Annotated in this window: 6 protein-coding genes and 1 tRNA gene; 3 read left to right on the forward strand and 4 right to left on the reverse strand. The window is 66.7% G+C overall.

Translation table 11 applies throughout. The features are described 5' to 3' along the window. The first annotated feature begins 13 nt into the window (after nt 1-13). A tRNA-Leu gene (locus ACE026_RS14280) sits at nt 14-100 on the forward strand. Between the two features lie 112 nt (nt 101-212). Here the strand turns inward: ACE026_RS14280 and ACE026_RS14285 are convergent. Genes ACE026_RS14285 through ACE026_RS14300 form a run of 4 tightly spaced genes read right to left on the reverse strand, consistent with a single transcriptional unit; the run spans nt 213 to nt 4,918 of the window. Next, nucleotides 213-1,784 carry a DHA2 family efflux MFS transporter permease subunit gene (locus tag ACE026_RS14285; RefSeq protein ID WP_176989939.1) on the reverse strand — a complete coding sequence of 524 codons (1,572 nt, stop codon included), beginning with the start codon at nt 1,782-1,784 and terminating at the stop codon, nt 213-215. A 7-nt stretch (nt 1,785-1,791) separates the two neighbouring features. Further along, a complete protein-coding gene (gene emrA / locus ACE026_RS14290; protein ID WP_123728786.1) occupies nt 1,792-2,973 on the reverse strand; it encodes a multidrug efflux MFS transporter periplasmic adaptor subunit EmrA in 1,182 nt (393 codons plus the stop codon). A gap of 11 nt (nt 2,974-2,984) precedes the next feature. Further along, entirely contained in the window at nt 2,985-4,469 is a 1,485-nt protein-coding gene (locus ACE026_RS14295) for an efflux transporter outer membrane subunit (protein WP_486039490.1), read from the reverse strand. A gap of 5 nt (nt 4,470-4,474) precedes the next feature. Further along, nucleotides 4,475-4,918, reverse strand: coding sequence for a MarR family winged helix-turn-helix transcriptional regulator (locus ACE026_RS14300; RefSeq protein WP_121041527.1), 444 nt, complete (start codon nt 4,916-4,918; stop codon nt 4,475-4,477). A gap of 143 nt (nt 4,919-5,061) precedes the next feature. On the opposite strand from ACE026_RS14300, the gene ACE026_RS14305 reads away from it, so the two are divergent. Together ACE026_RS14305 and parC are read left to right on the forward strand one after the other, a co-directional pair. Next, nucleotides 5,062-5,940, forward strand: a complete 879-nt coding sequence (locus tag ACE026_RS14305; RefSeq protein WP_486039491.1) for an AraC family transcriptional regulator — start codon at nt 5,062-5,064, stop codon at nt 5,938-5,940. Between the two features lie 58 nt (nt 5,941-5,998). After that, the gene (gene parC, locus ACE026_RS14310) at nt 5,999-8,242 is read left to right on the forward strand and encodes a DNA topoisomerase IV subunit A (RefSeq protein ID WP_486039492.1); all 2,244 of its coding nucleotides are present in this window, start codon (nt 5,999-6,001) and stop codon (nt 8,240-8,242) included. Nucleotides 8,243-8,288 lie beyond the last annotated feature (46 nt).

The following is an 8,288-nucleotide window of genomic DNA, read 5'->3' on the forward strand; positions in this document are numbered from 1 at the left end:
CTCCTCCTGAGTCGCCCAGGTGGCGGAATTGGTAGACGCACTAGCTTCAGGTGCTAGCGGGGGCAACTTCGTGGAGGTTCGAGTCCTCTCCTGGGCACCATGACTCAGAAAATGATCAAACCCGCGCAAGCGGGTTTTTTCGTTTCTACCGTCCGGTAACCAAAAAAAACCCCGCCTTTCAGCGGGGTTTTTCGTTTCAACGTATCACGTGCTCAGTGCCCACCGGCCGAGGCAGCGCCCGCCCCTGCACCGAACGGCGGCTTGGCCAGCCACAGGAAGGCGATGATGGCCAGGAAGATCCAGCCCAGCAGGAAGAAGATGTCGTTGAAACCCATCTGCGAGGCCTGGTGGTTGATCATGTTGTTGAGCGCCGCCGCGCCATGCTGCAGGTCGCCCTGCCCCATCGCGGTCACCTGGTCCTGCATGCCCGGGGTGTAACCGGAGATGTGCTCGGTCAAATGCGCGTGGTGTTCCTGGGTACGGCGTGCCCACAACCACGTGGTCAGCGAGGCGGCGAAGCTGCCGCCCAGCGTGCGCAGGAAGGTGGCCAGGCCGGAGCCCGCGGCGATCTCACGACCGTCCAGATCCGACAGCAGGATCTGCAGCACCGGCATGAAGAACAACGCCACGCCGATACCCATGATCAGCTGGATGCCGGCCACGTGGCCGAAGTCCACCTGCAGGTTGAAACCCGAGCGCAGGAAGCTGGTGAAGGACAGGAAGATGAAGGCGATCGTGGCCAGCATGCGCATGTCGAACCGCGAGGCGTACTTGCCCACGAACGGCGTCATGATCACCGGCAACACGCCGATCGGTGCCGTCGCCAGACCGGCCCAGATCGCGGTGTAGCCCATGTCACGCTGCAGCCACTGCGGAATCAGCAGCGCCACGCTGAAGAACGCCGCGTAGGCCACCACCATCGCCAACGTCCCGGCGCGGAAGTTGCGGTGCCGGAACAGGCGCAGATCGACGATGGGATCCTTGTCGGTCAGTTCCCAGATCAGGAACACCGCCAGCGCCACCACCGACACACAGGCCAGCACAACGATCTTGGTCGAACTGAACCAGTCTTCGTCGTTGCCCAGATCGAGCACCAGCTGCAGCGCGCCCACGCCGATCACCAGGGTGATCAGGCCGACGTAATCCATCTTCGGCTTTTCGACGTGTTCGGGCCGCCCCTTGAGCTGGTTGCCCACCACCAGCGCGGCGAAGATGCCGAGCGGCACGTTGATCAGGAAGATCCATTCCCAACTGTAGTTGTCGGTGATCCAGCCGCCGAGGATCGGGCCGGCGATCGGCGCGACCACGGTGATCATGGCCAGCAACGCCAGCGCCTGCCCGCGTTTCTCACGTGGATAGAGCGAGACCAGCAGGCTCTGCGTGATCGGGTACATCGGGCCGGCGACGAAGCCCTGGATCGCACGTGAGACGACCAGCATGCCCATGCTCTGGGCCAGGCCGCACAGCAGCGAGGCCAATGTAAAGGCCAACGTGGCCCACACGAACAGCTTGGTCTCGCCGAAGCGGCGGCTGAGGTAGCCGGTCAGTGGCAGCGCGATCGCGGTGCTGACCGCGAACGAGGTGATGACCCAGGTGGCCTGCTGCGAACTGGCGCCGAGATTACCGGCGATGGTCGGCAACGAGACGTTGGCGATGGTGGTGTCCAGGACCTGCATGAACGAGGCCATCGCCAGGCCTGCGGTGCACAGGGCGACGTTGGCCGGCCGGAAGGCCGTGCCCGGGGCCGCGGGGGCGCCCGGTGCGGCGGGAGCTTGTGCGGACATGAGGGCCTCAGCTCGCCTTGCCCTGCTGCGGCAGGTTGCGCTGGATGATCTGGTGGATCACATCGTCAGCGCTGTGCAGCTGCTTGGCATAGACGTCGGTATCGAACACCTGGCCCTTGGCGATGTCGGTCGGCAGCACGGTGCCCTTCTGGTCACGCAGGCTCACTTCGGCCTTGATCGACAGACCGATGCGCAGCGGATGCTCGGCCAGCTGCTTGGCATCGATGGCGATACGCACCGGCACGCGCTGCACGATCTTGATCCAGTTGCCGCTGGCGTTCTGCGCCGGCAGCAGCGAGAACGCCGAACCTGTGCCCAGGCCGAGGCTGTCGATGCGGCCCTTGTAGGTCACATCGCCACCGTACAGGTCCGAACGCAGCTCCACTTCCTGCCCAAGGCGCATGTGGCGCAGCTGGGTTTCCTTGAAGTTGGCTTCCACCCACATCTGCTCGGTCGGCACCACGGCCATCAGGGCATTGCCCGGCTGCACGCGCTGGCCGACCTGCACCGAACGACGCGCCACGTAACCGGTGACCGGCGCGACGATGCCGGCGCGGGCATTGTTGAGGTAGGCCTGGCGCAGCTGCGCGGCAGCGGCCTGCACGTCCGGCTGGGTGGCGATCACGGTGTCATCGACCAGCGCGTTGCTCTGCTCGAAGGTCTCGCGCGAACCGGCCACGGCGGCTTCGGCAGCCGCCAGTTCGGTGCGGGCGTGCGCCAGTTCTTCGTTGGAGATCGCGCCGCTGCTGGCCAGATCCTTACGGCGGTTGAAGTCCTCGCGCACGCGCTTGAGGGTGACCTGGCGCGCGTTCAATTCGGCCTGGGCACCTTCTACGCTGCGGTACAGACCGCGCACCTGGCGAACCGTCTTGGCGAGATTGGCTTCGGCCTGCTGCAGGGCCACTTCGGTGTCGGCCGGGTCCAGCTGGACCAGCAGCTGGCCGCGCTCGACGCGCATGCCGTCATCGGCGTTGATCCCGACCACGGTGCCGCTGATCAGCGGGGTGATCTGGACCTGGTTGCCCTGCACGTAGGCATCGTCGGTTTCTTCGAACCAGCGGCCGAACATGAAGTACCACAGGGCCAGCGCGGCCAGCAGCAGCACCACGATGACCAGCAGGCCGCGCAGCAGCTTGCCACGACGGGAGGGAGCTGCCTTCTCGGCAGCGGGGGCGGAGGTCTGACTCATGGGGATGACTCTCAGGAATGCGAGGATTCGGGGGTGGCGGCGACCGTGGCGGCATCGCTGGTCGGGGTGAAGCCACCGCCCAACGCCTGGCTCAGGCGGACCGAAACAAGGATCTGACGCGACTGCAGTTCGGCCAGCCGCTGCTGGGAGACCAGCAACTGCTCTTCGACGCTGAGCACATCCAGGTAGCTGCCGATGCCGGCCCGGTAGCGCTGCTCGGCCAGGTCATGGGCGGCACGTGCCGTGCTGACGGCCTGGGCCTGGGCACTGGCCTGGTCGGCCAGCGAGCGCACCGCGTTGACCTGGTCGGCGACATCGCGCAGCGCGTTGAGCACGGACTGGTTGTAGTCGGCCACGGCCAGGTCGTACTGCGCGTCGGTCTTGCCCAGGTTGGCGCGCAAGCGGCCACCGTCGAAGATCGGCAGGCTCAGGGCCGGGCCGAGGAAAGCGAACGTCGAGCCACTCTTGAGCAGCTGGTCCACTTCACTGGAGACCACGCCGCCCAGGGCGGTCAGGTTGAGGCTGGGATAGAACGCGGCCTTGGCCGCGTGGATCTCGCGGTTGGCCGCTTCCACGCGCCAACGCGCAGCGACGATGTCCGGGCGGCGGCCGAGCAGTTCGCTCGGCAGTACGCCCGGCAGCTGCAGGGCCAGCGGGTTCAACACCTGCGGGCGCGCGATCTGCAGGCCCCGGTCCGGGCCCTGCCCGACCAGCGCGGCGAGCGCGGTGCGGGCTTCGTCGATCTGCTGCTGCGCGGCCTGCTGTTGCTGCTGCGCGGCCGGAATACGGGCTTCGGCCTGGCGGGTCTGCAGGTCGCTGTCGATGCCGGCGGCACGCCGCTGACGGGTCAGGTCCAGCGTCTTCTGCGAGCGGGCCAGTTCTTCGCTGGCCACGTCATGCAGCGTCCACGCGTAACCGAGCTGTGCATACGCCTCGGCGATGGCGGCCGAGAGATTCAGGCGTGCGGCCTGGGCGTCCACTTCGGCGGCATGACCGCTGTCCACGGCCGCTTCCCAGGCGGCGCGCTTGCCACCCCACAGGTCGATACCGTAGCTGAAGCTCAGGTAGGCCTGGCCGCTGCCGGCGTAGCTGCCACCGAGTTCGTCGCCGACCATCGATTCGGGCAGACGTACGCCGGTGTAGCCACCGGAGGCGGAGACGCTGGGCAGGCGGTCGGCGCGGGCAGTGCCGATCTGGGCACGCGCCTGGCGCAGGCGTGCATCGGCCGCGTCCAGCCCGGGATTGCGCTGCAGGCCTTCGGCGATCAGCGCGTCCAGCTGGGGATCGCCCAGCGCGCGCCACCAGTCCGTGGCCGGCCAGCCGGGCTGGCTCAGGCCGTTGCCGGTCAGGGTGCGCTGGGTCTGCAGGCTGTCGGCATCGAGCAGCCGGCCCTGCGGCTCCAGGCCGCGGCTGCTGGCACACGCGGCCAGCGCAAGCGCGAGCGCGGAGACCAGCACCGGCCTCAGCGGGCGCAGTGAATAAGAACGTTCAAACATGGAAGTCATGGCGTTACCAGTGAGTCGCGTACACGGGTCATGAGGGAAAGCAGCTGCGCGCGTTCGTCCGCAGACAGATCACGCATGGCGTCGTCGATGGTCTGGTCGCCCCGCTGTTTGAGGCGGGCCCACAACTGGCGGCCCGGCTCGGTCAGCACGATCTGCAGTGCCCGCCGGTCCTGGGCATGCGGCTCGCGCCGCACGCAGTCCAAGGCTTCCAGCTTGTCCAGCAGGCGGGTGACCGCGCTGGGCACCTGGTCCAGGGCCTGGGCCAACTCGTTGGCGGTGCACGGGGCACGCGCCGCGAGCACCTTCAGGCCGAGATAGTGGGTGAAGCCAATACCGAGGTTTTCCTCGGCCATCGACGTGTCTAGCTGACGGACCAGGCCATCGCGCACTTGGCGCAGCAGGAGTCCGAAGCTGGGGGGATGGGCATCAGGGCAGATCATGGGTGAGCATTCTCTTCCAAAAAATATATTTCTCAATAGAAATATTCAATTTGGAACCAAATGCTGTGTTGCAGCAATCAGAACAATGGGGAGGTCGCTACCTTAATGGCGCCCGCCACTGGCCGGGTATTACAATTTGGACAATGGATAACACTTTCAGGCCAGCACTGGAGACCGACGCCACCCAGATGATCCGCAACCAGGTCCTGGACTGGTTCGAGCGGGATGACGGACTGGGCGTGCTCGGCTTCCGCATCGAGAGCCCCAAGGGGCTGGAACGCGAGATCGACTGGCACCAGCACCGGCGCGCCCAGCTGATCTGCGTGGAGGCCGGGCTGCTGACCACCCGCACCCGCCACGGCACCTGGTCGCTGCCACCGGGCTGTGCCGGCTGGATGCCACCGGGCGAGCCGCACACAGTGGATATCTGCGGGCCGCTGCGTGGCTGGGGCGTGATCGTGAGCGCGCCGATGGCCTGTGATCTGCCCGACGAACCCTGCGTGCTGGCCATTTCCGATCTCCTGCAGGCGCTCGCGCTGCGCGTCACCGCGTGGGTGCCCGCGGCCGAGCCGAGCCTGCGCCAGCAGCACATGATCGAGGTCCTGCTGGACGAGATCCGCAATGCGCCGCGCCAGCGCATGCACCTGCCGATGCCACAGGACCGGCGCCTGCTGCGGATCGCCTCGCAGCTGATCGCCGACCCGGCCGACGGGCGCAGCCTGGAGCAATGGGCCCAGTGGGCCGGGCTGTCGCCGCGTACACTGACCCGGCACTTCCGCGATGAAACCACGCTCAGCTTCGCGCAATGGCGCCAGCAGGCCCGGCTGGCCGAGGGGCTGCGCCGGCTCTCCGATGGCCAGAGCGTGTCCGATATCGCGCACGAACTGGGGTTCAGCAGCCCCAGCGCCTTCGTCACGGTGTTCCGCCGCCACTTCGGCAGCCCGCCCGGGCGCTATCTGGCGCGCAGTGGACACCCCCTGAACCCATCACGCGGCTTGGCATCCCCGGCCGCATCCGGATAATCATCGGCCTGCGAGGGCGACAGCCGTCGCCGTCCCTTGCCACAGGTAACAATCCCGCATGACCGATCTTGCCCGCCCCGCGTTCCACGGCTTTGAACAGCTGCCCCTGCGCGAGTACGCCGAACGGGCGTACCTGGACTATTCGATGTACGTGGTGCTCGACCGCGCACTGCCGTTCCTCGGCGACGGCCTCAAGCCGGTGCAGCGCCGCATCATCTACGCGATGAGCGAGCTGGGTCTGAACGCGTCCTCCAAGCCCAAGAAGTCCGCGCGTACCGTCGGTGACGTGATCGGCAAGTACCACCCGCATGGCGACAGCGCCTGCTACGAAGCGCTGGTGCTGATGGCCCAGCCGTTCTCGTACCGCTACCCGCTGATCGAAGGCCAGGGCAACTTCGGCTCGACCGACGATCCCAAGTCGTTCGCGGCGATGCGTTACACCGAGTCCAAGCTGACCCCGATCGCCGAAGTGCTGCTGGGCGAGATCAACCAGGGCACCACCGACTGGACCCCGAACTTCGACGGCACGCTGGAAGAGCCGACCTGGATGCCGGCGCGCCTGCCGCATCTGCTGCTCAACGGCACCACCGGCATCGCCGTGGGCATGGCCACCGATGTGCCACCGCACAACCTCAACGAGATCGTCAGTGCACTGCTGCACCTGCTCGACGACCCCGATGCGACGGTCACCGACCTGTGCGAGCACGTGAAAGGCCCGGACTACCCGAGCTTCGCCGAGATCATCACCCCGATCGCCGATCTGCGGACCATGTACGAGACCGGCTACGGCAGCGTGCGGGCGCGTTCCACCTTCCTGAAGGAGAGCGGCAACATCGTGGTCAACGCGCTGCCGTTCCAGGTGTCGCCGTCGAAGGTGATCGAGCAGATCGCCGCGCAGATGCGCGCCAAGAAGCTGCCGTGGCTGGAGGACATCCGCGATGAGTCCGACCACGCCAACCCGGTGCGCGTGGTGCTGGTACCGCGCTCCAACCGCGTGGACGCCGAGCAGCTCATGGGCCACCTGTTCGCCACCACCGATCTGGAGCGCAGCTACCGGGTCAATCTCAATGTGATCGGCCTGGACGGCCGCCCGCAGGTCAAGAACCTCAAGACCCTGCTCAGCGAGTGGCTGCAGTTCCGCAGCACAACCGTGACCCGCCGCCTCAACCATCGCCTGCAGAAGGTCGAGCGCCGCCTGCACATGTTGGATGGCTTGCTGATCGCCTTCCTCAACCTGGATGAAGTGATCCACATCATCCGCACCGAGGACGAAGCCAAGCCGGCGCTGATCGCGCGCTTCGCGCTGAGCGAGGAACAGGCCGAGTACATCCTGGAAACCAAGCTGAAGCAGCTGGCCCGCCTGGAAGAGATGAAGATCCGCGGCGAGCAGGACGAGCTGGCCAAGGAGCGCGACAAGATCGTCGGCATCCTGGAGAGCAAGGCCAAGCTGAAGAAGCTGATCCGCGATGAGCTGGTGGCCGATGCCAAGAAGTTCGGCGATGACCGTCGCTCGCCGCTGGTGCAGCGTGGCGCGGCGCAGGCCATCGATGAAACCGAGCTGGTGCCGAGCGAGCCGATGACGGTGGTGCTCTCGGAGAAGGGCTGGATCCGTGCGGCCAAGGGCCACGACATGGACCCGTCCACCCTGTCCTACCGTGACGGCGATGCGCTGCTCGGTTCGGTGCGCGCACGCAGCACTCAGCAGGTGGCGTTCCTGGACAGCGAGGGCCGGGCGTATTCAACCCTGATCCACACCCTGCCCTCGGCCCGTGGCAATGGCGAACCGCTGACCGGTCGCTTCTCACCGGCGCCGGGCAGCGCCTTCATGACCCTGGCCAGTGGCGAGAACAACACGCGCTTCGTGCTGGCCTCCACGCACGGCTATGGCTTCGTGACCCGCTTCGAGAACCTCACCGGCCGCAACAAGGCCGGCAAGGCGATGCTCAACCTGACCTCCGGCTCGAAGGTGCTGACCCCGGCCGTGGTCGCCAATCCGGAGACGGACCGCATCGTGGCCGTGACCAGCTCGGGCAACCTGCTGGCGATCGCCGCCAGCGACCTGCCGGAACTGGACAAGGGCAAGGGCAACAAGATCATCGACATCCCCAAGGCCAAGCTCGCCACCGAGCGCGTGGTCGCGGTGGTATCGGTAGCGCCGGGCAACACGCTGCTGGTGCGCAGCGGCCAGCGCACGATGAACCTGTCGTTCAAGGATCTGGACACCTACCTGGGCACCCGCGCGACCCGCGGCCATCTTCTGCCGCGTGGCTGGCAGAAGGTGGAAGGGCTGGCGGTGGAGTAAACGTTGCGGTGTTGACGTGAATCGGAACGGCCGGGGAAACCCGGCC

It is taken from the genome of Stenotrophomonas sp. AGC87, from assembly GCF_057333975.1.

Coding starts and splice junctions, on each gene's coding strand:
- ACE026_RS14285 (WP_176989939.1), bottom strand. CDS start 1,784: ATGTCCGCACAAGCTCCCGCCGCACCGGGCGCCCCCGCGGCCCCGGGC.
- emrA (WP_123728786.1), bottom strand. CDS start 2,973: ATGAGTCAGACCTCCGCCCCCGCTGCCGAGAAGGCAGCTCCCTCCCGT.
- ACE026_RS14295 (WP_486039490.1), bottom strand. CDS start 4,469: ATGTTTGAACGTTCTTATTCACTGCGCCCGCTGAGGCCGGTGCTGGTC.
- ACE026_RS14300 (WP_121041527.1), bottom strand. CDS start 4,918: ATGATCTGCCCTGATGCCCATCCCCCCAGCTTCGGACTCCTGCTGCGC.
- ACE026_RS14305 (WP_486039491.1), top strand. CDS start 5,062: ATGGATAACACTTTCAGGCCAGCACTGGAGACCGACGCCACCCAGATG.
- parC (WP_486039492.1), top strand. CDS start 5,999: ATGACCGATCTTGCCCGCCCCGCGTTCCACGGCTTTGAACAGCTGCCC.